We start from the raw sequence: 23,915 nt of genomic DNA, 5'->3' as shown, positions 1-23,915 counted from the left end.
GAGCCGGATTTGAACCGACGACCTTCGGGTTATGAGCCCGACGAGCTACCAGACTGCTCCATCCCGCGTCTGTGGGGTGGATTCTACAGCGATACGCAGGGCTGTCAAACGTTAATTTAGAAAAATTCGTTATGCGTCAATTGCTTAGCTAGAAAATACAGCTATAAAAAGACCTGCAGGCCCTGTTCCGTATGGGGTGTAGCTCTATTGAGGGTAGAGATTCGATTGAAAAAAACAATTCAGCTGCGATTTTTCCCGCGTCTGTCGGGGAGAATCAAGACTACTGGTGCTATATACAGTTCGCGGTGACATACTTGCGCCGAGTATTGCCTACCTCCTTGAAGAACACCGCCTTACATGACGCAGCGCAAAATCATCCACGTCGACTGTGACTGTTTCTATGCCGCTATTGAGATGCGTGATGACCCGAGCCTGGCAAACAAGCCGATGGCTGTCGGGGGCTCGGCTGATCGGCGCGGGGTCATCTCGACCTGTAATTATGAAGCTCGGGCTTATGGCGTGCGCTCGGCAATGGCGTCCCGGCATGCGCTCAAGCTGTGCCCGGACCTGGTTATCGTCAACGGCAGGATGGATGCTTATAAAGAAGCGTCCAGAGAGATTCACGGCATCTTGCGCGACTACACCGAGCTGATTGAGCCGCTGTCTCTGGATGAAGCCTATCTGGATGTATCCGACAGCCCGCATTTTGCCGGCAGTGCCACGCGCATAGCTCAGGACATCCGCCGGCGCGTTTCCAATCAGTTGCATATCACGGTGTCGGCCGGGGTAGCCCCCAACAAGTTTCTGGCCAAAATTGCCAGTGACTGGCGCAAGCCCAACGGCTTGTTCGTGATCACCCCTGATCAGGTTGATGATTTCGTGTCTGCCTTGCCGGTCAATAAGCTGCATGGCGTGGGCAAAGTCACGGCGGACAAGCTTGGGCGCCTGGGTATCGAAACCTGCCTGCAACTGCGTGATTGGAACAAACTGGCTCTGGTGCGGGAATTCGGCAGTTTTGGTGAGCGGTTGTGGGGGTTGGCGCAGGGGATTGATGAGCGTCCGGTGCAAAGTGACAGTCGGCGTCAGTCAGTCAGCGTGGAAAACACTTACGATACTGACCTGCCAGATCTGGCCTCTTGCCTGGAGAAACTCCCGGAGTTGCTAGAGACCCTGAACCGGCGTATTGGCCGTATCGACAGCAGTTATCGCCCCGGCAAGCCGTTTGTCAAAGTGAAGTTCCATGACTTTACCCAGACCACGCTGGAGCAATCCGGTGCCGGGCGCGACCTTGAGAGTTATCAGGGGTTGTTGAGCCAGGCGTTTGCGCGCGGTGCCAGGCCCGTGCGATTGCTCGGGCTGGGCGTGCGTTTGCATGATTTGAACAGTGGTTTTGAGCAGCTGGAGCTGTTCAAGGGGTAGGCTGGTTTGCTGGTTGGGGGAGCGGGCTTGCTCGCGATGCTGGCGTGCGGTCTGTCAGGAAAACCGCAGCCATATCATCGCGAGCAAGCCCGCTCCCACATGTCAGAGTTGCGTCAACTGACGCCGGGATCCGCTACCAGTCTCCCGGCATTTTTGGTCAAGGATTGAAGAAATTCACGTTGCAGCTCAGGATCGTTGCGCGTGAGTTCGATCAGGCTTTGTTCCAGTTCGCTGGCTTCTTCTTCCAGCCCCAGTTCCGACAGGCGTTTGACCCGATGTACCCATTGGTTGACGTCGTCACCCTCCAGGTCGTCGTAGATCAGGTTATGTGCTTCGAGCAGCTTGCCACGCAGGTGACTGCTGATCGACAGGGTCGAATCGGAATGGGTTTCGTCCTGGGCGTCTTCCACCATGATGGTCAGCTTGCCGACGTGATTGAGATCCTGTTCGGCAAAAGGGCTGTCCAGCAGGTTGAGGCGCAGCACGCCATTGCGGTCTGTGGTCAGCTCGTGGGTCTGTTTGCCAGCCTTGATCACCACCGGGCGTTCGGCCCAGGGCAGGCTTGAATATTCCAGGCGCTTGTCACGCTGAACATCATCAATCCCCGCCAGGTTCTGCTCGGCGCGGCCATGGGACTGCACGTTCATCGCCGGGTTTACCCCTGCAAAGCCGTAGTTGATCCAGTCTTTGGTCACGCTGTCAGGCAGTTGCCCGAACATGAACACATTAAGCACATTGGCACCTACCCCGGCGACAATAGCCACCGCGCCCAGCGGAATCTCGTAGACTTCGCGCCAGGGTTGGTATGGGGTGTAGCGGTCGTAATGACGTGTGACATCGAACTCGGTGACCTCGAAGGTCTTCTGTTCATTGATGCGCACACGACGTTGCGGCAGCTCAAGCACAGTTGGCGAGCCGACATCGATCTGCAGGCTGTGGGCGAGCAGTTTGCGCTCGATGCGTTCCTCGTGCTCGCTGCGTTGCGACATGTGATTGGCACAGCCGCTCAGCAGCAGGGCGCCGCACATGGCGGCGCCCCCGAGGGTCAAGGTGTTTCGAGTGAACATGGCGTCTCTATCTGGTTTCAGCGAGCGATACGGGCCTGAAGGAAGGCAAGCACATCAGCAACGGGCAGGGCTTGCGGCTCTGCTTCGGTGCGGCTCTTGTATTCCAGATTGCCTTCAGCCAGGCCACGGTCGCTGACCACGATCCGGTGCGGGATGCCGATCAGTTCCATGTCTGCGAACTTGATGCCGGGGCTGGTTTTCTTGTCGCGATCGTCCAGCAGCACTTCAAAGCCAGCTGCAGTCAGTTCGGCATAGAGCGTGTCGGTAGCTTCACGTACGGCTTCGGTTTCGTAGCGCAGCGGTACCAGGGCAACCTGGAACGGGGCCAGGGCATCGCTCCAGATAATGCCACGCTCGTCGTTGTTCTGCTCGATGGCTGCGGCAACCACGCGGGAAACACCAATGCCGTAGCAGCCCATGGCCAGGGTGACCGGCTTGCCGTTTTCGCCCAGTACCTGGCACTTCATGGCTTCGCTGTACTTGGTGCCCAGCTGGAAGATGTGACCCACTTCGATACCGCGCTTGATTTCCAGCGTGCCTTTGCCGTCCGGGCTAGGGTCGCCGGCCACCACGTTGCGCAGGTCGGCAACGGTCGGTACTGGCAGGTCGCGCTCCCAGTTCACGCCGAAATAGTGTTTGTCGTCGATATTGGCACCCACACCGAAGTCGCTCATCAGCTCGACCGAGCGATCAATGATGCATGGCAGTGGCAGGTTCAGCGGGCCCAGAGAGCCAGCGCCGGCGCCGATGGCGTCACGCAGTTCGGCATCCGAGGCCATGACCAGCGGGCTGTGCACCAGCGGATGGTTGGCAGCCTTGATTTCGTTGAGTTCGTGATCGCCACGGATCACCAGAGCGATCAGTTTGCCAGCTTCGGCGGCGTGAACGATCAGGGTCTTGACGGTCTTTTCGATTGGCAGGTCATAGCCATCAACCAATTGCGCGATGGTCTTGGCGTCCGGCGTGTCGACCAGGCGCAGCTCCTGGGTGGCAGCAGGGCGCGAAGTTTCAGCGGGCACGGCTTCGGCTTTTTCGATGTTGGCCGCGTAGTCGGAACCATTGCTGAAGACGATATCGTCTTCGCCGGATTCAGCCAGAACGTGGAACTCGTGGGAGCCGGCACCGCCGATGGAGCCGTTGTCGGCTTCAACCGGGCGGAAGTTCAGGCCCAGGCGGGTGAACACGTTGCAGTAGGCCTGGTGCATACGGTCATAGGTGACCTGCAGCGAAGCGGTGTCTGCGTGGAAGGAGTAGGCGTCCTTCATGATGAATTCGCGGCCGCGCATCAAGCCGAAGCGCGGGCGGATTTCGTCACGGAATTTGGTCTGGATCTGGTACAGGTTGATTGGCAGCTGTTTGTAGCTGTTCAACTCGTTGCGGCACAGGTCGGTGATCACTTCTTCGTGGGTCGGGCCCACGCAGAACTCGCGACCGTGGCGGTCTTTAAGGCGCAACAGTTCAGGACCGTACTCTTCCCAACGGCCGGACTCCTGCCACAACTCAGCTGGCTGGATACTCGGCATCAGCACTTCCAGAGCGCCTGCAGCGTTCATTTCTTCGCGAACAATGGCTTCGGCCTTGCGCATGATCCGCAGGCCCATGGGCAGCCAGGTGTAGAGGCCCGAAGCAAGTTTGCGAATCATGCCTGCGCGCAGCATCAGCTGATGGCTGATAACGACCGCATCTGAAGGCGTTTCTTTCTGTGTGGCGAGCAAATATTGACTGGTGCGCATGGTTAGCCGGTGCCGTTGCTGATGACTAGAAATGACTCGGCATTGTACGGGCGAGATCTGCCTGCGTACAGGGCGGGCGGGGGAGGTGTGCTCCCCCTCGTGTTTATTGGGCCTTTTCCAGGTCGACAACGGGCTTTTGCCGGGCCCGGCGGCTCTCCTGATACCAGTGCAAGGCAATCAGCAGCAGCGTCGGGATGCCCATCACCGCGGTAATGATAAAGAAGTTGTGATAACCGAACTTCTCGACCATGACCCCCGAGTAACCGCCCATCAAGCGCGGTAGCAGCAGCATGATCGAGCTGAGCAGGGCGTACTGGGTGGCGGAAAATTTGAGGTTGGTCAGACTGGACAGGTAGGCTACGAATGCTGAGGTGGCGAGGCCGGAGCTGAAGTTGTCGAGGGAAATGGTGACAATCAGCATCTGCAGGTTCGGGCCCATATCGGCCAGCAACATGAACAGCAGGTTGGTGCCTGCCGATGCTGCACCACCGATCAACAGAATTGGCAAAATGCCGAAACGCACGATCAACAAGCCGCCCATGCCCGCACCGACAAGGGTCATGATCAGGCCGAAAATCTTGCTGACACCGGCAATCTGATCCTTGGTGAAACCCTGGTCGATATAGAACACGTTGGCCATTACGCCCATGACCGTGTCCGACATGCGGTAGGTGGCAATCAACCCCAGCAGTAGCAGGGCTTGCCAGCGATACCGAACGATAAAGTCATTAACCGGGGTCAGAACCGGAGCCAGGCCGCGTCGTCCGATGGATGAAAGGCACAACACGGTGAGCAGGGTGTACAGGATGGCGCGTAGAAACGCCCGGTCTTCCAGTATCAGGTTCAGCGGGCTGACCCCTTCAAACAACACGCCAGCAAAATCGGTGTTGTAGAGCTGGGTGAACATGGCCGGGACAGATACCAGCAGTACGATCAGTACAAAAACTGACGCCAGCTGATGGCCAAAGCTGTAGCGCCCGGCTGACAGCTGGGTGCGCAACGGTACCGGCGGTTCGCGCATAAACAGGGTGGTGAGCAGTGCGGGGACCATCAGCAGGCCGAACAGCACGTAGGTGCCGGTCCAGGCCGAATGTTTGTAGTTGAAGCCCGTCGAACCGAAGCCTTCGGCAAAGAACAGGGCGCCCGCCGTGGCCAGCAGGGCCGCTACGCGATAACCGGACATGTAACTGGCGGCGAGCGCGGCCTGCCGGTTGTCTTCGGCGATTTCCAGGCGATAGGCATCGACGGCAATGTCCTGGGTCGCCGAAGCGAAAGACACTACAACCGCAATGGCAATCAGCCAGGACAGATGTTTTTGCGGGTCACAAAAGCCCATGCCGATCAGGCCCAGGATAACCAGTGACTGTGACAGCACCAGCCATGAGCGACGCCGGCCAAGTTTGCCGAGTAATGGCAGGCGCCATTGGTCCAGCAGCGGCGACCACACCCATTTGAAGGCGTATGCCAGCCCGATCAGGCTGGCATAGCCAATGGTTTCGCGGGCCACACCGGCTTCGCGCAACCAGACGGAAAGTGTTGAAAACACCAGCATGTACGGCAAGCCGGCGGCAAAACCGAGCAGCAACAGCACTAGGGTCGAGGGGCTGGAATACGCAGCTAGCGCTTCGCGCCAGGTTTTACGGGGCATGGACTGGAGTCTGCCTCTGGTTGCGGAAACAAAGGGCGCACTCTAACCGCAGTGCTCTATCTGGCGCCAGCCATGGCGTCGCATATCCACGCGATTATTCATGATGCTCAAGCCTTCTGCCCGCAAACGCGCGCGCTGTTCATCACCAGACGGGCTACCTGCAGGCAGACTGATACGACCACCGGCGGCGAGCACCCGGTGCCACGGCAGGCGCGTATCGTCGGGGAGCTGGCTGAGCGTTCGCCCAACCCAGCGCGCTGCGCGACCCAGACCCGCCGCTTCGGCGAGTTGCCCATAAGTAACCACGTAACCTGCAGGCACCATCATCAAGGTTGAATACAGCGCCGTGCGCCGAATCTCGGCGGGAGTTTGAAGAATGTCTGGCAGTGTATTCAAGGGACACTTCTGGTCAAGATGGGGGTTGTTACAGAACTATAGAATGAACTCCGGCACAATGAGTCGGTCTTTCTTCCTCAAGGGCGTATCCATCCGGATAATGCCGGCATTCTTCCGTTTTTCTGAGTTTCGCATCCGCTTATGTTGTCCAGAACCCTGTTATGCCTTGTTGTCATGTGCCTTGCTGCGCCCGTGTTTGCCGATACGGTGTGGTTGAAAAACGGCGACCGCCTGAGCGGCAAGATCAAAGTCTTTGATGGCGGCAAATTACTGATTCAGACCGAGTATGCGGGGGCCGTGCCCATTGACTGGAAGCAGGTCAAGACCCTGGAAAGTGATCAGGAATTGCTGGTCAAGCAGGATGCCTGGACCGGTGAAAAGGCCAAGTCATTGCAGGCGGCCGAAGACGGCAGCGTAACCCTGGTCAACGGTGAAGCACCGAAAACCGTAGCTCTGGCCAGTATCCAGCAACTCATCAAGCCCAAACCGCTGGTCGAAGACATGGTCTGGAAAGGCAATGTTGATGTGGCGATGGACTACAAACGGGCGGACAAGGATACCGACGACTACGATCTCGATTTCAAGACCACTGCCCGCCACGGCGCCTGGCGTCATCACGCAGAGGGTGAGTACAACCGCGAGTTTCAGAACGATGTGGTAACCACGGATAACTGGACTGCTGAGTACGCGCTGGATTACTTCATCAGCGACAAGTGGTACTGGCAAGGTCGTTTGACCTATAACCGCGACCGGGTGGAAGACATTTCCCGTCAGCGTACAGTCGGTACCGGCCCCGGCTACCAGTTCTGGGATGACGAATTGGGCGCATTCTCGCTGGGCTCACTGCTCAATCGCACTGATTACGAATACTCTGACGGTAAGAAAGACAACTTCTACTCGCTGGCCATGAAGTGGGATTACAACCGTTACCTGATGGGCAAAACAGTCTCGTTTTTCACCAATGGTGAATTGGGCAAGTCGCTGGAAGGGGAGTCGGACTACAGTCTCGATTCCGAAATCGGCTTGCGTTACAAGGTCACGGAATGGGCATCGCTGAATCTAAAGGCCGAGAAAGACCTGATTGGCAGCTCGAGTGGCTCTGATAACGCCCTCAACAAGACCCGCTATACCGTAGGGTTTGGCGTGGTCTGGTAGTAAAACCGTACGGCATGACTTGAGAGGGCGGGCTTGGATCTTGTGGGGAATCAGAAAACACCCGTTTGAATTCCAAGGATGTTGAAATTCACCAATGCCTGCCTCATTAGAGGCAGGGCTCTCCCTCAAAAACTAAGGTTCTGACCTGATATCTAGATGCAACCATCGACTTAAGGTATCAGTTGTAGGTCAGGGTAAATGTTGCCGTGCTGTTTGCCACGCCACCACTTACGCTTGCGCCGGTCTGATAATACCGGGCCGTCAGTGGGATTGAGTAGTTGCCGTCGTTCGTGACGGTCCCTACGGTAATATTAGTCGCCAGCTTTACAGGCGTACTGTTGTGAAGTAATTGTAAACCTATGCCCTTGGCCATGGTCCCGGAAGGGGTGGAGTTCAGCGCCAATACACCCTCGACGGCAGACGCATGGGGGCTGCCGTCCAGTTTGACCTGTACACGAGTGTTTGCATCGCAATTTAGCTCTATGGCGAATGGTGTTTCGGCGGCGACGCTACCGGGCCCAGTAAAAGTGCTCATCGGTATTCCATCGCCCATCGGAACGTTGATGGAAGCGCTGGTGACGGAGCAGGCAACGGGAACAATAGTATTAACGCCCACTAATGTGATGTTGGCGGTATAGAAGTTTCCAACAATGGACGCTCTGGCAATTCTTCCGGTGGTAAGAGTTCCTGCTCCTACGGCACCCGCCTTTGTTTTGATAAGTCTTACACGCATACCGCGGGGGATTGAAATATAATTGTTGGCGCCTAGGGGTTCGTCGTACGGTACGATGTAAGTGTTTGATTCATTATTTGTACTTATCCCGACCCCGTCAATATTGGTGTTGTATATTCGGTTTGCCAGGGGGCTCAGGACAGTAAATATTTCATTTGTCCAGCGGTATGTCCAACTCGTGTTGCACCCGAAAAAGGGATAGGAACTATGATATGGGCCGGTGCTTATTGTCGCCAATACGGTGCCAGCAGGACTGTCCCGCTGAACAATGATAGAACCAAAATTGATATCTTTTCTTATTTCTGAAGTGGCCCCGTTATAGAAAGAACAACTGGCGGTGGCGATGTTCGAAAAGGCAAGAATGAACAATCCGAAAGTAGCGTGACCTCTATGTTTTACGATAAGGTCACTGGCTTTATATTTGGCAAGAGTCATGGTTTTCCGCCTATTGACAGATGCTTGAAAGGGAGCTGATGGCGGGGGTGGCGTTTTGCTCTACAAGCAGCTCAGGCAAGATGAAGTGTGACGTGCATTGCTGGCCAGATTTATCCCCCCATTTTACATGCAGTTCTCCAGACTGCGGCACACCGCTGAGGTATACCTCGCCCTCCAGGCCGACAACGCCCTCATTATTAGAATGAGTTGAGTTCTCCAGCAGTGTCGCGGTAGCGCCAAAAGGTACGGGCTTGCCGCCGTGACTCAAAGAAATCAATACACGCTTGCCAACACGAGTTTTGAAGTCTGCCAATACAAGCGCACCTTTGGTAGGAATCACCGTTTTGGTATTGATCTCAATATCAACGTCGTCAGTGAGTGTTGCGGTGTCAAGCGCTACCCGGTTTTTTCGGTATGTACTGAGATAGGGCACGACAGCATAACCACGCGAGTCGGTTTTTACACCGGTAGTATTCTTTACTTTGGCACCGGCTGCGTCAGGTGCCCGAACCAAGGCCATGGTTTCACCATGTTGTTGTGAAAGCGTGACACCATAAGGGTGGGCTACAATACCGCCTTGCAAGTTGTAATTGACTTGCTGTGATCGGGTGTCGTAGTTATAACCAATCCTGGCTTCTCCATAAGTGCCTTTGTAGTTTGCGTTGGCATTACCGCTACTGCCGACACCTTGGTTTGCGTACCGCTGTTGAATACTGTAGCTCAGGTTGTTGTCTGCCAGTGCGGTGCCGCTCAGGCCTACGTCATGAGCGCTGCTGCCTTGCTTGCTGGCGTTGAAATTGTAACTGGCCCAACTGTTAGGGAGTGTCTTGCCCAAAGGGAACTGAACTTTGAAGGAAAGTTGCTGATCTTTGTTGTTGCGTCCAGTATCAAGCGGTGTCTGGGTGAAAGTATACGCCAAGCCGTAGTTGATGCTGCGGTAACTGAGGTCATAACCTGCCGTCAGGCTGCGCTCATATTTGTTTTGACGCCAGAAACTTTGTTGGTATCCATTAAGATAGAAGTTTCCTTTGTCTCCAAAAGATTGGTTGATGCTGAGCTGCGTCTTGCTGCGTTTAGTGCTGGTTCCGCGCCAATTATTGAAGTTGTCGGGGTCAATTTCGTTGGCTTCCTGAAAATCGTAGTAGCCGCTGGTGGAGTAGCGATATCCGGCCAACGTAAAGGTAGTGTCAGTGGTATTAATGGTTTTTGAATAGAGGAAGCGGTAAGACTGCCCTCGATGGCTGGACCCGTTGCGTAGTTTGGCGTGTGCCTGTGTAGCATCCACAGATACCGCCCCCCAACCTTCCAGCGTATGGCCAATACCAACAGTCGTGGCATTATATTTTCCAGATGCCAGTAAGCCACCATAGAGGGTGTAGTCATAGGGCAATCCGTAAATCAGCGTGCTTTGCATAAAACTTGGTTTGCTGGCTGCGCTGGCGTTGGAACGATATTGTCCTGCAGTCACTGAATACTTCAGGCGCCCTTCACGTAGCATTACAGGTACCGCAGAAAATGATTGAGTTGAACGGCGTACGGTGCCATCACTTTCGGTGATTGCAATTTCCAAGTCACCACTGGAGGACGTGGGATACAAGTCAGTGATTGTGAACGCACCCGCCGAGACATAGGTTTGATAAATAATGTAGCCATTTTGGCGCACGGTGACCTGGGCATTACTCTGGGCAATGCCTCGAACAACGGGTGCAAACCCTTTCAGACTGTCAGGGTACATGTTGTCGTCCGAATTTAATTGAATACCGCGGTATAGCACACTGTTGAAAACGTCACTGGGCGTTGAGCTGTCACCCAACGTCAGTTGCCCCTTTAGTGACTGAATATCCTTTTGCGCATAAGTGTCGAGGTTCTGCCAGTTGTTATTTCCGTTACGTGAATTATACGTAGAATAATTACGCAGCCTCCACGCGCCCAAGTTCAGGCCACTGCGTAAATTTAAATAATAGCTGTCGTTTGTCTTTGAGCGATTGTTGCTATTATTATTGAGCGTGTTGGAGCCGCTGAAACTATAGTTCAACAGTGCAGCCGAAAGGCCTTGATCCCATAGCTGAGGATCCACGTAGCCATGAGCCTGGCTTGTGAGTGCGGCTTGGGGAATGCTGATATCCAGCCGCTGCAGTTTGAAATCGAACCGGCTGCTGGCATAGGGGATGTAGTCTGACAATGTACTAATTGCGCTTGTTGAGGGCAGTTGCTGCAAGGCCGGGAAAGCTTCCAGCTTGACCCCCATCTCCTGGAGTTGAGGTGAGGTCAGTTCGGGTTGAAGTGTTCCAGCGATACTCACAAAGTTTACGTCTCGATGGGCTACCCGATTATCATTTAGATAGATATCGACACTGTATAGACCTGGTAGTTGCCCGCCCTGGTTGGCGAAGTACTCTAGGTCGATGGGCTTTTGTCCAGGATCACCCATTTCCAGAGCGTGGGGGTTGAAGTATTCCTGCGCAAAAGCTGAAGAGGGCTGGAAGGCGAGTTCTAATGTTGCGGGTATGCTGATCAATAAAGTCAGCTGAGTGCAGTGCAAGAGTGGCGCACGCTGGCGCACCTGGAATTTAAGGGCCTGGTAGAAAGGGGCTTTTTGCATGCGAACGACCTCGATACGACTGCAGTGAAACTCAGTCGCTATCGCTTGGCTGTGTGAAGTTTAGGGTGGCCTGGACAATAAAGTATGCAAAGTACCTGGCTACTGCAGTGCGGCACTTGCGGTGGGGGAAACTCCGCCATAATCGTTGATGGCTTGCCAGCTGACAGGTCCGGTCGCGTCGGGAGGAATCTCCCAACTGAGCGTTTTTTGTGGAGCAACCATACCGGCATTTTGTATTTCTTTATCTCCCACGCGGACGTGAAAAAAAGAAACATGATACGGCGTTGGATTGTTAACTTTTAGCTGCCTGCCCTGGCGAGTAAAGGTCAATGCCTTGTAAGCTTCGGTCGCATCACCAGGGAGACCAGTAGGACGATAAAAAACCTTGATTCGACTTTTGACCGAAATTTGTAACTGGTTGGAATCGCTTTTCTCCGAGGCTGATATTGTTTTTACATTCACCCAGAATGCCGACTCTTTATCGGCGGGTAACTGCCCTCCCGTATGAATGATGCGCAGGGTGTTTTCTTGGTCTGCGTCAAGGCGAAAGAGGGGCGGCGTTATGATAAAGGGGGCTTTGTTGCTGTCGTGCAGGTTTTCTACCCAGGACTGAATCAGATAAGGCTCTGACGTTCCAGTATTGCTTACCGAGAAGGAAGAGTCTTTTCTTGCGGTGTCATAAATAACTCGAGTGCCTCCTATTACCACTCCCGCCGAAGCAGTATGAGTCAGGCTGGCGAGAGCTAGAGTAATACAGATGGACGTGAGCCATTGCATTGTGTGGTTTTCCTCAAGGTGCCTACCCCTTGCAAGGGGTAGGCACAGGTTGTCAGTACGCATTGAAATTACTCAATGCACGGCGAGTGGGGGCTAGTTGTAGTTGATAGTGAAGTCTGTGCTGCCGTTAGCCGGACCTGAAGTGACCGCCTTGGTAGCCATGTACTTGGCATAAAAAGTAAAGGTAGTGTCACTGGTGGTGGACAGCGTGCTGCTGGTGGAGCTTGTGCCGATCGGAATTTGTGTTGAGGCATCTTTTTCATACAGTGCGATGCCTACACCGGTCGCGACACCTGGCTCAGTCGTAAGTTTCAGGATGCTTGAGTTGTCACTGTCTGTGGGGCCGTCGAACTTTACGGTGGCCGTGCTGACGGTAGAAGGGCAACTGGTCAATACGATATCGAATTTAGTGGGTGACGAAGTAACACCGGCGGTGCTCAAGCTGCTCGTGGTGACAGAATTAAGTGGGACTGTCTGAGTGCCAGTCGCTGGCGTCACTGTGCATGCCGCGCTGAGAATAGTGCCCGTAAAGTTGATTGTCCCGTCCGCAGCATTAGCGATGCTTGCAATAGAGGAACCTGTCAGCAGTGTAAGAGCGATAATTTTAATTCGCATGCAGTTATTTCTCATGTCGTTTGGTTAAGTGTGTGGATAGTGCAATATATGAGGTGTTCCTGTTTTGCTGTTAAATTCTGTTTCTCTTGTTGGGTGGAGGTTATGTCGCCTTGAATTCCTGGTTGACATCACAGTTTCTCTTTTAAGAGATACTGTGCGGTAGCTGCTTGGGTGTGTATGTTCGTTGTTTGGCTTTTAAATGCTATATGGGCATTTGCTATTGTTCTTGTAAGAGTTTTCTGAGAGGTTGCTGTGGCTAGACTATATAGCCGCTCACAGCAAAACCCCGGCATGAATGCCTGATATAACGGTCATGCCTGCGATGCCAGAGAAAAATAAGACCAATACCTGCATCGGCTACTGTATCAATCAGGTTTGCTCGAATATTCCCGGGATCAAGCCGCAGTAAAATTCCGCCTCAATCCAACAAGTGCGGGCTCGGGTATTGCGGGGCTATGAACTGCGCCTGGAGAGCGGTGGTGATAGGTGGGCAGCGCTAGTCACCCCCACCTTGAACATCGATTTAGCAAGCGTTGGGATTATCGGAGCAACGTTCAGGTCGAGCGAGAGCGTCGAGTGAAAGACCCGGTCGGCAAGGTGTTTGTTATCCGATTTTGATGTGTCGAAAGCCTGTGAATTGGCTTTCTTGGCGGTTTACCGCTTAGTCCGGCATCTCACAGCTTTGCGCTGACGCACTCCGAACGAGGTGAACGGTGAGGCCTGGATTGGGGGTCCAGGCCGTTTCATGATTGAATCCAAGCCTATCTTTGCGGGAGATGATGCCTAGATCCGCAACCCGCCATCCAGTTCCAGAATGCGCCCAGTGTAGTAGTCGTTTTCAAAAATGTACGCTGCCGAATGAGCGATTTCTTCAACCTTGCCCATGCGCTTGAGCGGAATGCCCGAGGTCATTTTTTCGAGGGCTTCGGGTTTCATGCCCAGGGTCATTTCGGTTTCGATAAAGCCCGGTGCAATCCCGGCTACTCGAATGCCGTAACGCGACAGTTCCCTGGCCCAGGTCACGGTGGCAGCAGCAACCCCGGCCTTGGCCGCCGAGTAGTTGGTCTGGCCGACATTGCCGGCACGGGAGATCGACGAGATATTGATGATCGCGCCCTCGCTGTTGAGCTCGATCATTTTCGCCGCTACCTCACGGGTGCACAGGAAAACCCCGGTCAGGTTCACATCAATTACCGCTTGCCATTGCGCCAGGCTCATCTTGGTCATAACGCCATCCTTGACCTTGAGCAGCAGGCCGTCACGCAAAATGCCGGCGTTGTTGACCAGGCCGTTGATCGCACCAAAATCTTCTGCAATTTGGCCAACGGTTTGCGTAACCTGTTCTTCGTCAGCGACGTTGCACAGGTAGGCTCGGGCCTCGACGCCGTGCGCCTGGCAGGCTGCCACCGCCAGTTCGAGTTTTTCCGGGTTGAGGTCGACCAGTGCCAGTTTGGCGCCCTTGGCAGCCAGGTACTCGGCCATGGCGCGACCCAGCCCCTGGCAGCCGCCAGTGATAATGATTACTTTGTCTTTAAGTTGCATGAGTGCCCTGATCTCGACCGTTATCTACGGATTTTTATTAAGGAGTCATAAGTTGAGCGTTGAAGCTGCCAAGCATGCCCGAGAATTACTGCTCAAGGAATACCGTGGCGCCCTGGCTACCCAGTCCAAGGCCATGCCGGGATTTCCCTTCGGCTCCGTGGTGCCTTATTGCCTGGATGAGCTGGGGAGGCCACTGATCCTGATCAGCCGCATCGCCCAGCACACCCACAACCTGCGCAAGGATCCCAAGTGTTCACTGATGGTGGGGGAGCGGGGCGCTGAAGAGGTGCAGGCTGTTGGCCGTCTTACCGTGCTGGCTGAGGCCGTGCAATTGAGCGATCCCGCAGCCATTGAAGCCGCAGCCGAGCGTTACTACCGCTACTTTCCCGAGGCGAAGGGCTATGACACTGCCCATGATTTCGATTTCTGGGTGCTCAACCCGGTTCGTCATCGCTACATAGGCGGTTTTGGTGCCATCCACTGGCTGGACCAGGTCACGCTGGCAAACCCTTTCGCCGGGCAGGTCGAGGTGCGGATGGTCGAGCATATGAACAGCGATCACGCCAATGCCATTGAACACTACGTCAAACTGACCGGCCTGCCGCAAACAGCGCCAGCTATGCTGGTGGGCATCGACAGCGAAGGCATGCACCTGCGCATCGGCGAAGGCGTGCACTGGTTGGCTTTTCCGGAGCCTTGCAACACTTCGACACAGGTGCGCGAAGCCTTGGTTTTGCTGGCCCGTGCCAGTGAGTGGCCGAAAAAACAGACGGTCTGACCTTGAATTTGCACAGGCGCGCCGTCATCTAGTCTTGGTTGGAAGATATTCTTCCGGAGAGGAATCATTTGATGCGCGCTTTTCTATTGCTCTTTCTGTTGTTTCCAGTGCTAGAGCTGTACGTCTTTTTCAAGGTCAGCACCGCCATAGGGTTTTTCCCCGCGTTGCTGCTGATCATTGCCGGCTCCATGCTGGGTGTTCTGGTCGTTCGCGTCGCAGGCTTGGCCACGGCGCTCAAAGCGCGCGAAAGCCTGAATCGCGGCGAGCTGCCTGCTCAGCAAATGCTTGAAGGCCTGATGCTGGCGCTGGGTGGTGGACTGTTGGTTCTGCCTGGTTTTATCAGCGATGCGGCCGGTCTGTTGTTGCTGTTCCCGCCAGTTCGCCGGTTTCTGGTCAACCGCCTGCGCAAGCGTGCTGAAGAACAGGCCATCCGCCAGCGTGCGTTTGCCGAAGACTTCGAAGCCGCACGACCACGTGCCCATCAGCCTTTGGGGCGTGAGCCCAATGTGATCGAAGGCGAGTTCGAGCATCGCGATAAATAAGGCTTTGGCGTTATCAACACGGCACCTTGGGTGCCGTGTCTGTTTCAAGTGGCACGCCAGGTTAAAAATTTCGTGGGCGTGCCCTTGTAATAAGTGGATGCGCCCTTATGTAACGGACACCGCAGGGTTTTACTGGCAACAGCAAAATCCCAACCGCGAATCGCACCCGGCATTTCCGGACTTGTAAACCCAGCCGGTATTGACACCGGCCGATGAACACCTCAATTAGGAGAGATCGACAATGAAGCTTCGTCCTCTGCATGACCGCGTCGTAATCCGTCGCAGCGAAGAAGAAAAGAAAACCGCTGGTGGTATCGTTCTGCCGGGTTCTGCTGCTGAAAAAGCTAACAGCGGTGAAGTGATCGCCGTTGGTACGGGTCGCGTTCTGGACAACGGTGAAGTGCGTGCACTGGCCGTTAAAGTGGGTGACAAGGTTGTGTTCGGCCCTTACTCCGGCAGCAACACTGTAAAAGTCGACGGCGAAGACCTGTTGGTTATGGCTGAGAACGAGATTCTCGCTGTAATTGAAGGCTGATTTCCCGCTCCTTTTCCCGTTACTACAAAGTATTTAAGGAAGAACGAACATGGCTGCTAAAGAAGTTAAATTCGGCGACTCCGCCCGCAAAAAAATGTTGGCTGGTGTAAACGTCCTGGCTGACGCAGTAAAAGCGACCCTGGGCCCTAAAGGCCGTAACGTGATCATCGAGAAGAGCTTCGGCGCTCCGACCATCACCAAGGACGGCGTGTCCGTTGCAAAAGAAATCGAGCTGAAAGACCGCTTCGAAAACATGGGCGCGCAGCTGGTTAAAGACGTTGCCTCCCGTGCCAACGATGACGCTGGTGACGGTACTACCACTGCAACCGTTCTGGCTCAGTCGATCGTCAACGAAGGCCTGAAAGCCGTCGCTGCCGGCATGAACCCGATGGACCTGAAGCGCGGTATCGACAAAGCGACCATCGCTATCGTCAAAGAACTGCGTCAACTGGCCAAGCCATGCGCTGACGGCAAGGCAATTGCCCAGGTTGGTACCATTTCTGCCAACTCCGACAGCTCCATCGGCGAAATCATTGCCGAAGCCATGGAAAAAGTCGGTAAAGAAGGCGTGATCACCGTTGAAGAAGGCTCGGGCCTGGAAAACGAACTGTCTGTTGTTGAAGGCATGCAGTTCGACCGTGGCTACCTATCCCCTTACTTCGTGAACAAGCCAGACACCATGGTGGCTGAGCTGGACGGCCCGCTGATCCTGTTGGTTGACAAAAAGATCTCCAACATCCGTGAAATGCTGCCAGTTCTGGAAGCCGTTGCAAAAGCCGGCCGTCCACTGCTGATCGTGGCTGAAGACGTTGAAGGCGAAGCCCTGGCGACTCTGGTTGTGAACAACATGCGCGGTATCGTTAAAGTCGCTGCTGTCAAAGCACCAGGCTTCGGTGACCGTCGTAAAGCAATGCTGCAGGACATCGCTGTTCTGACTGGCGGTACCGTAATCTCCGAAGAGATCGGCCTGAGCCTGGAAAGCACTACCCTGGAGCACCTGGGTAACGCCAAGCGCGTGATCCTGTCCAAAGAAAACACCACCATCATCGATGGTGCTGGCAACGATGCGGACATCCAGGCGCGTGTTACTCAGATCCGTGCTCAAGTGGCTGATACCACTTCGGACTACGACCGTGAAAAACTGCAAGAGCGTCTGGCCAAGCTGTCTGGCGGCGTTGCAGTGATCAAGGTTGGCGCTGGTTCCGAAGTAGAAATGAAAGAGAAGAAAGCCCGCGTTGAAGACGCTCTGCACGCTACTCGTGCAGCCGTTGAAGAAGGCGTGGTACCTGGCGGTGGCGTGGCACTGGTTCGCGCTCTGCAAGCCATCTCCGAACTGAAAGGCGACAACGCTGATCAGAACGTGGGTATTGCTCTGCTGCGTCGTGCTGTTGAAGCACCTCTGCGCCAGATCGTTGCCAACTCCGGTGATGAGCCAAGCGTAGTTGTCGACAAAGTGAAGCAGGGTTCGGGTAACTACGGTTACAACGCAGCCACTGGTGAATACGGCGACATGATCGAAATGGGTATCCTTGACCCGGCTAAAGTGACTCGTTCGGCTCTGCAAGCGGCTTCGTCGATTGCCAGCCTGATGATCACCACTGAGGCGATGATCGCTGAGATCCAGGAAGACAAACCAGCTGGCGGCATGCCAGACATGGGCGGCATGGGTGGTATGGGCGGCATGATGTAAGCCAGCCTTACCCCGCTACGCAAAAGCCCCGCCTGAGTAATCAGGCGGGGCTTTTTTGTAGGTCTGTTAAAAGCCCCTCACCCTAGCCCTCTCCCAGAGGGAGAGGGGCTTGACCGAGCCGATGCAGGATTCAACTCAATGCATTCAGGCTGTAGAGGGGCTGGGGTTTGCCCCAATCAGCCCCCTCTCCCTATGGGAGAGGGTTGGGGTGAGGGTCGTGGGTCAATTAGCGTTCTGAAACCTGCACATGTCCCTTTTGCGCCGGCTTCCAGCCCAGCAACTGCTGCTTGAAGCCATGACTGGCACCCTGGTAGTAGGCTATTGCCCGCTCAATCAGCGGATCAGTCGCCGCTACCCGCGATTCAATACTGGTGCTCAGCGCATCATCATGGCGGCGCAGCCCCTGACGCGGGCTGAGAATGGCCAGGTCTTTGCCGTCAAACAAGCCCAGGTGCTGGTAGTTGCCCACGACCACGCGCGGCGGCAGCGGGTTGTCCTGCAACAGGTTGCGGCCAAAGAAGGTCGACTGGTAATCCAGGTTCAGCAAGCCGAGCAAGGTGGGCGCCAGGTCGATCTGGCTGGCCAGTTGCGAGTTTTCACGGGCGTCGATCAACTTGGGCGCATAGATAAACAGCGGGATCTGATAGTTGGTGATCGGCAAGTCTTCCTTGCCGGCACTGCCCGCCGTGTGGTCGGCAACGAAGACGAAAATCGTATTGTCGAACCACGGCTTTTTGCGCGCATCGTTGAGGAATTGGCCGATGGCGTAGTCGGTGTATTTCACTGCGCCGTCGCGGCCGTTACCCGATTTGATGTCGATCCGGCCCTCAGGGTAGGTGTAAGGACGGTGGTTGGAGGTCGTCATCAGTTGCAACAAAAACGGTTTTTGTTGCGCGTAATTGGCATCGGCCAGTTTCAGGGTTTCGCGGTACAAGTCTTCGTCAGCCATGCCCCACGCATTTTTGAAGTGGATATCGGCCTCATTAACGCTGCTTTGGTCGACCACGCGGTAGCCGTTACCGCTGAAGAAGGCGTTCATATTGTCGAAGTAACCGCGCCCGCCATAGACGAACACGCTGTCATAGCCCACGCCATTGAGCTGCTGGCCCAGGCTCGCAAAGCCGCTTTCACGGCCGATACGCTTGACGATTGAACGCCCGGGCGTCGGCGGAATGGCCAGGGTAATGGCTTCCAGGCCCCGGTCGGTACGCGTGCCGGTGGCATAAAAGTTGTTGAAGTACAGGCTCTCTTTACGCAGCTGATCCAGATTCGGCGTCAGGTTGCGGCCATCACCGTTGCTGCCCAGGTACTTGGCACTGAGGCTTTCGATGGTCACCAGTACGATATTGGGCTGGCGCACAGCACCCGGGTTATCGATGTTGCGGCGGATATCCAGTGGGTCCTGGCCCACAAAGGTGGCGTTGGGCTCGGTCAGTTCGGCGCGCAACTGTTTGGCCACTACATCGGTGGGCAGGCTGGCGTAAAACTGCTGGTAATCCAGCTCGTTGTTACGGAACGCAGCGAAGAACTGGTACGGGCCATTGCTCGCCAGTTCATGTTGGTAGGCGTTGCCGCCCTGACCGCGCGGGCTGTCCTGGTCGAGCAGTTGCAGGCTCAGGCCCGCTACCAGCAGCAGGCCTGCAAAGGTGGCGATACGTCCACCCAGTGTCGGTAGCTCGGCATTCATGGCCGCATTGAACGGTTTACGCACTATCAGGCTCAATACAATGGCAGCCAGGGCGATGGCGCTGAGCAGGATGCCGATTGGATAGGATTCCAGTACGTTATTCAGCACTTCATCGGAGTAGACCAGGTAGTCCACGGCGATAAAGTTGAAACGTACGCCGAACTCATCCCAGAACAGCCACTCGGCCACGCCAGTAAAAAGCATGGCAAACAAGCTGACCGTCAGCAGGCCCTGCAGGAACCACTGGTGGCCGCGGCGACGCCACAGGGCCGGTGGGCATAACAGCAGATAGACCCCCAGCGGCACGGCGGCATAGGCTAGAAAGCCAAGGTCGTAGAGCAAACCAATGCCAAACACGGGCAGCCAGTTGTTGCCGGCCTCTCCCAGGTGTGTAACTAGCAGAACGCCTCGGGTGATTAGAAAGGTCGCCAGCCAACAGCCAGTCAACAGCAGGAGATAGCGCATAGGCGCGGTGTGCAGCAGACGCATTAGTTGTTTTTCCTTAAACGCGGGGGTGCGAAAGTGTGCCGGCGCCACTGTATTGAGTTTGTGAACCGACAGTAAAAAAAATGTCATTTATGTGAGAGTCGTAACTAAATTGTCTGAGCGCCCTGTGGTGCTGGCCCTGCGGGGTTCTTGGCCTTAAGCTGCGCGGGCCAAGACGGCCGTAACTGTGAACGGAGAGAGTGCCCATGCGAATTCTATTGGTTGAAGACAACCGCGATATCCTCGCCAACCTTGCCGACTACCTGGGTCTCAAGGGCTATACCGTTGACTGTGCGCAAGATGGTTTGTCGGGCCTGCACCTGGCGGCCACCGAGCATTACGACCTGATTGTGCTCGATATCATGTTGCCCGGCATCGACGGCTACACCCTGTGCAAACGCCTGCGTGAAGATGCCCGGCGCGATACCCCGGTGATTATGCTGACTGCCCGCGACCAGTTGGATGACCGCCTGCAAGGCTTCAAGTCAGGTGCCGATGACTATTTGCTAAAACCCTTTGCCCTGTCCGAGCTGGCTGCCCGCATCGAGGCGGTTTTGCGTCGTGCCCAGGGCGGCGGGCGACGAGAGTTGCAGGTCGGCGAGTTGCGTTACGACCTCGATACCCTGGAAGTGACACGCGAAGGCCGTCTGCTCAAGCTCAATCCGGTGGGCTTGAAATTGCTGGCGGTACTCATGCAGAAAAGCCCCCATGTATTGCGCCGCGAAGTGCTGGAAGAAGCCTTGTGGGGCGATGATTGCCCGGACAGCGACAGCCTGCGCAGCCACGTCCACCAATTGCGTCAGGTCATCGACAAGCCGTTCGACAAGCCTCTGTTGCACACCGTACATGGCGTGGGCTATCGCCTCGCCGAGGTTCGTGATGGAGTTTAGGCAAAGTCTTTCCCAGCGGATCATCATCGCTTTTGCATTGATGAGCGCGCTGGTGGCAGGGACATTCGCTGTGGGCATTATTGCCACCGTGCACCTGGTCGAAGAAAAACTCATATCGGCAGGGCTGGGCGGGGATTTGCAGCGCCTGTTGCTGATGGACAACGGCGCGGAGTGGAACCATCGCCCCAAGCCGAGCCAGCTGTTTTATTTCAGTGGCGGGCGTGGCGACTTTGCCCTGCCCAAGGACCTGCGTCATCTGGATCCGGGCTTTCATGAAGTGTTCCGTGACCAGTTGTCGTATCACGCGATGGTAGAAGTGGTCGATGGCCGGCGTTATGTCCTGCTGCAAGACCAGAGCGATTTTGAAGAGCGCGAGCGCGTGTTGTTTGCTGTGGTCGCCGTCGGTTTTGTCCTGGCGCTGGCGCTGGCGGTGTTCCTGGGTTGGACCCTGGCGCGGCGGGTGATGGCTCCGGTTATCCGTCTGGCACGTCAGGTTCGCCATCGCGATCAGTTACTGGGGCTGGCGCCGCCGTTGGCCCCGGATTATGCGGCCGATGAAGTGGGCGAGCTGGCAGTGGCGTTCGATGCCACGCTGGGTCGGTTGCGCGACACCCTGACCCGCGAGCGTTTGTTCACCAGTGATGTCAGTCACGAGCTGCGTACTCCGCTGATGGTGCTGGCCAGTTCCTGCGAGCTGTTGCTGGAAAGCCCGTCGCTGGATCAGCGCAGTCGTTCACAGGTCGAGCGTATTTCCCGTGCCTGTGAGGAAATGCGCGAACTGGTGCAAACCTTCCTCATGCTGGCCCGTGCCCAGCATGAGGATGCCAACATGTCGCCTACGGTGACCTTGACTACCGTGGCCGAAGGCCTGATCAGCCTGTGGCGCGAGCCGATTGAAGCTAAGGGTCTTGAGCTGATCTACGACCCCGGCAATCCGCTGGATACCCGTTATAACGCCACTTTCCTGCATGCCGTCATGGGCAACTTGTTGCGCAATGCCTTGCACTACACCGACAGCGGGTTTATCCGGCTGACCCTGGAACCCAGCGGTTTTGTGGTGGAAGACAGCGGCGTGGGCATCCCTGAAGAAAAGCGCCAGGCGATGTTTCAGCCCTTTGTGCGCGGCAGCGAAAAACGCGGTGAAGGCCTGGGGCTTGGCCTGTCACTGGTGCAGCGCATCTGCGATAGCCAGGGCTGGCGGGTCACACTGACCACCATGGAGCCAAATGGCTGCCGTTTTCGTGTCGAGCTTGGTCCGGCCGAGGTTTGAAGTCTTTTCTGCGGCCTGCGTTCTGCAGGCCGCACACCCCGAAAGTCTGGGCGTAAGTGGCCCTGCGCCAGTACTTTCAACCTGTAAAACCTTGAAATGTTTGTATGAATGGTCTGACAGAATTTTCACCTGTCCATGACCTGATGCACACGTCCCGCTGATTAAGGTAGTGCTCATTAGCTTCTGGAGCACTTGCATGAACTCGATCATCAAACTCAAATTTTCTGAAAAGTACGACCAGCATCACGCTACGCAATACCTGATCAAGCATCAGGACGGCCTGGCCCGACGTTTGTCGCACAAGCGCGATGAACAATTGGCGCGTCGCGCTTTGCAGCTGGCAGGCGAACCTCAGGTCGTTCTCGATTTGCCTTGTGGCGCGGGCCGTTTCTGGCCGTTGCTGGCACAAATGCCAAGCCGCGAGATCATCGGTGCCGATAACTCGGCGTCCATGCTGGAGGTGGCATCTTTGGCCCAACCCGCCGACGTAGTGAAACGGGTACGGCGCTTGCAGATGTCAGCTTTTGAAATAGATTTGCCTGACAACTCGGTTGACAGTGTTTTTTGCATGCGCTTGTTGCACCACATTGGCGATGCAAGCCACCGGATGGCTCTATTACGGGAGCTTCATCGCGTTAGCCGGGACAGTGTGATTATCTCGTTGTGGGTAGATGGCAATTTTAAGGCCTGGAAACGCAAGCGTCTCGAGCGTCAACGCGCTGCAGAGGCAGATCAATACGGTTACCAAAATCGTTTTGTGTTACCTGCTGCTACAGTGGAGGCGGAATTCAAAAAGGCTGGTTTCACCGTTCAGGACCATTTGGACTTTATTCCGCTCTATGCGATGTGGCGGGTTTACGTATTACGAAAGAGATAACTCATGACCGTTGATTTTGTACAGCAATCCCCCTCTGCGACTGAAGACCCATTCGAGTTTTACTGGAATCAGCAAGGCGAATGGGTTGAAGAGCCCAATCAGCGTCGTGGTGGCGAGAGTGGTGTACAACGGATTCATGATGGTGAAGGGCGCTTGCTCTACGCCAAACGACAGGTGGGGCATACCTACCGTAGCTGGCGTTACCCGCTGGGTCGCCCGACGGTGTTGCGTGAACAGGATGCGTTGCTGGCCTTGAGCGCTTTGTCGGTTGGTGTGCCGGAGCTGGTGTACTGCGGAGCGCAACAAGCAACAGACAAGCAATGGCGTGCATTGCTGGTGACCGTGGGCCTGGAAGGCTTTGTTGAAATCGATAACTGGTACGCCGCCGGTGAGCGCGAGCGCTGCGGTGAAGCGGTACATGACCGAGTGCTTGAAGCGATAGGCCATACCTTGGCTCGTATGCACCTGGGCCGTTGGCAGCACGGCTGCCTGTACGCCAAACATGTCTTTGTACGGGTGACGGGGCAGGGCGAGGGAGCCGAGGTTGACGTGGCTTTGCTGGACCTGGAAAAAAGTCGGCAACGCCTGACGGCCCAAAAAGCCGCTTCCCACGATCTTAAACAACTGCGGCGCCATTCGTCGTGGAGTGCTACAGAGTGGGACAGACTGATCTACTTTTATAAAACAGTGTTTGGCAGCGCTATCAAAGGTTTACGGTGATGAAGCGAGAAATAGCACGAAGTTTGTTTCTGCTGGGTGCCCTGGTCATTGCTGGCGTGGCGTTTGCCGCATGGGAACAGCCTGTGACTCGAGTGTTGAGCGGGGCCCAAATTGGGGCTCATTGTCCGTTGCCGCGGGTGGTCAAAGCTGCGGTAGCAACCCGGCCCGACCACGACCTGTTGCTGTTTATGTTTGGAATGAGCCAGGGGCTGAAGAAGTAATAGCCGAGTCCCTGTAGCAGTTGACGAGCCGTGCGAGGCTACGTCCGGCTGCGCAGCCGGACGCAGCCTCTTTCCTTAGGCAGCGACTACAAGTGTT

General features: G+C 55.6%; 21 protein-coding genes. 11 read left to right on the top strand and 10 right to left on the bottom strand.

Annotation, left to right across the window (positions count from 1 at the left end; genetic code table 11):
- The first annotated feature begins 357 nt into the window (after positions 1-357).
- On the top strand, positions 358-1,419 hold the full coding sequence (gene dinB / locus QN377_RS16850) for a DNA polymerase IV (RefSeq protein WP_095003345.1): 1,062 nt from the start codon (positions 358-360) through the stop codon (positions 1,417-1,419).
- Between the two features lie 113 nt (positions 1,420-1,532).
- Here the strand turns inward: dinB and QN377_RS16845 are convergent, their stop codons facing one another.
- From QN377_RS16845 to QN377_RS16830, 4 genes are all read right to left on the bottom strand, one after another.
- Complete coding sequence (locus QN377_RS16845; RefSeq protein WP_095003346.1) at positions 1,533-2,486, bottom strand: hypothetical protein; 954 nt, start codon at positions 2,484-2,486, stop codon at positions 1,533-1,535.
- Between the two features lie 17 nt (positions 2,487-2,503).
- Positions 2,504-4,219, bottom strand: a complete 1,716-nt coding sequence (locus QN377_RS16840; protein WP_095003347.1) for a proline--tRNA ligase — start codon at positions 4,217-4,219, stop codon at positions 2,504-2,506.
- Positions 4,220-4,322: 103 nt separating this feature from the next.
- Positions 4,323-5,867 (bottom strand): AmpG family muropeptide MFS transporter, encoded by a 1,545-nt coding sequence (locus tag QN377_RS16835; RefSeq protein ID WP_095003348.1) that lies wholly within the window; start codon positions 5,865-5,867, stop codon positions 4,323-4,325.
- Between the two features lie 42 nt (positions 5,868-5,909).
- The gene (locus QN377_RS16830) at positions 5,910-6,263 is read right to left on the bottom strand and encodes an MGMT family protein (RefSeq protein WP_095003349.1); all 354 of its coding nucleotides are present in this window, start codon (positions 6,261-6,263) and stop codon (positions 5,910-5,912) included.
- A gap of 141 nt (positions 6,264-6,404) precedes the next feature.
- Here QN377_RS16830 and QN377_RS16825 point away from each other — a divergent pair, with 141 nt between their 5' ends.
- On the top strand, positions 6,405-7,418 hold the full coding sequence (locus QN377_RS16825) for a DUF481 domain-containing protein (protein WP_095003350.1): 1,014 nt from the start codon (positions 6,405-6,407) through the stop codon (positions 7,416-7,418).
- A 178-nt stretch (positions 7,419-7,596) separates the two neighbouring features.
- Here the strand turns inward: QN377_RS16825 and QN377_RS16820 are convergent, their stop codons facing one another.
- The 5 genes from QN377_RS16820 to QN377_RS16800 form a co-directional block, all read right to left on the bottom strand.
- Positions 7,597-8,586 (bottom strand): fimbrial protein, encoded by a 990-nt coding sequence (locus QN377_RS16820; protein WP_095019393.1) that lies wholly within the window; start codon positions 8,584-8,586, stop codon positions 7,597-7,599.
- 10 nt (positions 8,587-8,596) lie between these two features.
- Positions 8,597-11,188 carry a fimbria/pilus outer membrane usher protein gene (locus tag QN377_RS16815; RefSeq protein WP_095019394.1) on the bottom strand — a complete coding sequence of 864 codons (2,592 nt, stop codon included), beginning with the start codon at positions 11,186-11,188 and terminating at the stop codon, positions 8,597-8,599.
- Between the two features lie 99 nt (positions 11,189-11,287).
- The gene (locus tag QN377_RS16810; RefSeq protein ID WP_095019436.1) at positions 11,288-11,965 is read right to left on the bottom strand and encodes a molecular chaperone; all 678 of its coding nucleotides are present in this window, start codon (positions 11,963-11,965) and stop codon (positions 11,288-11,290) included.
- Between the two features lie 93 nt (positions 11,966-12,058).
- Complete coding sequence (locus QN377_RS16805) at positions 12,059-12,580, bottom strand: fimbrial protein (protein ID WP_095019395.1); 522 nt, start codon at positions 12,578-12,580, stop codon at positions 12,059-12,061.
- A gap of 783 nt (positions 12,581-13,363) precedes the next feature.
- Positions 13,364-14,122, bottom strand: a complete 759-nt coding sequence (locus tag QN377_RS16800; RefSeq protein ID WP_095019396.1) for an SDR family oxidoreductase — start codon at positions 14,120-14,122, stop codon at positions 13,364-13,366.
- Between the two features lie 52 nt (positions 14,123-14,174).
- On the opposite strand from QN377_RS16800, the gene QN377_RS16795 reads away from it, so the two are divergent.
- From QN377_RS16795 to groL, 4 genes are all read left to right on the top strand, one after another.
- A complete protein-coding gene (locus QN377_RS16795; protein WP_095003355.1) occupies positions 14,175-14,900 on the top strand; it encodes a HugZ family protein in 726 nt (241 codons plus the stop codon).
- A 71-nt stretch (positions 14,901-14,971) separates the two neighbouring features.
- Complete coding sequence (locus QN377_RS16790; RefSeq protein WP_095003356.1) at positions 14,972-15,442, top strand: FxsA family protein; 471 nt, start codon at positions 14,972-14,974, stop codon at positions 15,440-15,442.
- Positions 15,443-15,683: 241 nt separating this feature from the next.
- Complete coding sequence (locus tag QN377_RS16785) at positions 15,684-15,977, top strand: co-chaperone GroES (protein WP_016779794.1); 294 nt, start codon at positions 15,684-15,686, stop codon at positions 15,975-15,977.
- A 49-nt stretch (positions 15,978-16,026) separates the two neighbouring features.
- Entirely contained in the window at positions 16,027-17,667 is a 1,641-nt protein-coding gene (gene groL / locus QN377_RS16780) for a chaperonin GroEL (RefSeq protein WP_016779795.1), read from the top strand.
- A 226-nt stretch (positions 17,668-17,893) separates the two neighbouring features.
- Here groL and QN377_RS16775 read toward each other — a convergent pair whose 3' ends face one another.
- Positions 17,894-19,843, bottom strand: coding sequence for an LTA synthase family protein (locus QN377_RS16775; protein ID WP_095019397.1), 1,950 nt, complete (start codon positions 19,841-19,843; stop codon positions 17,894-17,896).
- A 203-nt stretch (positions 19,844-20,046) separates the two neighbouring features.
- Between QN377_RS16775 and colR the strand changes: the two genes are divergently transcribed.
- The 5 genes from colR (at position 20,047) to QN377_RS16750 (ending at position 23,818) form a co-directional block, all read left to right on the top strand.
- The gene (gene colR / locus QN377_RS16770; RefSeq protein WP_016779797.1) at positions 20,047-20,730 is read left to right on the top strand and encodes a two-component system response regulator ColR; all 684 of its coding nucleotides are present in this window, start codon (positions 20,047-20,049) and stop codon (positions 20,728-20,730) included.
- Entirely contained in the window at positions 20,720-22,000 is a 1,281-nt protein-coding gene (locus QN377_RS16765; RefSeq protein WP_095003358.1) for a sensor histidine kinase, read from the top strand. Before colR ends, QN377_RS16765 begins: the two co-directional genes overlap by 11 nt.
- A gap of 196 nt (positions 22,001-22,196) precedes the next feature.
- Positions 22,197-22,877 carry a class I SAM-dependent methyltransferase gene (locus tag QN377_RS16760; protein ID WP_095003359.1) on the top strand — a complete coding sequence of 227 codons (681 nt, stop codon included), beginning with the start codon at positions 22,197-22,199 and terminating at the stop codon, positions 22,875-22,877.
- 3 nt (positions 22,878-22,880) lie between these two features.
- Entirely contained in the window at positions 22,881-23,597 is a 717-nt protein-coding gene (locus QN377_RS16755) for a lipopolysaccharide kinase InaA family protein (RefSeq protein WP_095019398.1), read from the top strand.
- Positions 23,597-23,818 carry a hypothetical protein gene (locus QN377_RS16750; protein WP_095003361.1) on the top strand — a complete coding sequence of 74 codons (222 nt, stop codon included), beginning with the start codon at positions 23,597-23,599 and terminating at the stop codon, positions 23,816-23,818. The genes QN377_RS16755 and QN377_RS16750 overlap by 1 nt, the downstream gene beginning before the upstream one ends.
- Positions 23,819-23,915 lie beyond the last annotated feature (97 nt).

This window comes from Pseudomonas sp. CCC4.1, assembly GCF_035019225.1.
In the GTDB taxonomy this organism is placed as follows: Bacteria; Pseudomonadota; Gammaproteobacteria; order Pseudomonadales; family Pseudomonadaceae; genus Aquipseudomonas; species Aquipseudomonas bubulae.
Note: the sequence above shows the minus strand (reverse complement) of the source record. Positions and strands in the feature narration are given on the sequence as shown.